This is a genomic window from Mycobacterium sp. E3305, from assembly GCF_001666785.1.
Classification (GTDB): domain Bacteria; phylum Actinomycetota; class Actinomycetes; order Mycobacteriales; family Mycobacteriaceae; genus Mycobacterium.
This window is the reverse complement of record NZ_LZJA01000081.1, coordinates 1-739: the sequence shown is the minus strand read 5'-3', so window position 1 is coordinate 739 and position 739 is coordinate 1. Positions and strand designations below refer to the sequence as shown.

The window sequence follows — 739 nt, the reverse complement described above, 5'->3', positions numbered from 1 at the left end:
GCGGTGTCGAGGGAGAGCGACGTGGGCATCATGTGATCCTCGCGGATAGGTGAACCGTGGTTCCGGCGGCATCAGGATTGATGGTGACGTCATTCATGAGCCCCCGCATGAGGGCAATACCCCGTCCCCGGTGGGGATAACTAGCCGGTTGCGGCGGTTTCCACGAGCCGGTGTCGGTGATGGTCAACTGCACCCGGTCGACCAGTGCGGTCGCGCCCAGGCTGATGGTGCCTTCCGGCTGGTCCCGGTGACCGTGCTCGATGGCGTTGGCGACGGCCTCCCCGGCGGCGACCAGCACGTTCATCGCCTGTTCCGGGTCCAGTCGGGTGCGGGTCAGCCAGGTGCGCAACGCGGTTCGTGCGGGCGCCAAGTGACTGACGTCAGCCGGGAACGTCAGCTCCAGCGGAGCGGGATGACGATAAAGCAGAACGACTACGTCGTCCTGATAGCCGCCGCCGGGGGCCAGACCGGACATGATGTGGTTCGCCAATTCGTCGAGCGTCGACCCGCGGCCGTCCTGCACGAACTCGGCCGCCCGGGAGATGCCCTGCCCCAACGCCGTACGGCGACGTTCGACCAAGCCGTCGGTATAGAGCAGCAGGGTGGCACGCGCCGGCACGGTCACCCGGGCCTCGGGGCGGGACCAGTTGGGCCGCACTCCCAATGCGATCGTGTGACCGTCGTCGAGCATCTGGGTGGTGCCGTCCGCGTGGACCAGGATGGGCGGCGGGTGCCCGGC

At 68.1% G+C, this 739-nt stretch carries 1 protein-coding gene; it reads right to left on the bottom strand.

Features of this window, described 5'->3' with window-relative positions:
* Positions 1–28 precede the first annotated feature (28 nt).
* Positions 29–739: ATP-binding protein (locus tag A5701_RS07720; protein ID WP_156669977.1), on the bottom strand; the 711-nt coding region annotated here is incomplete at its 5' end.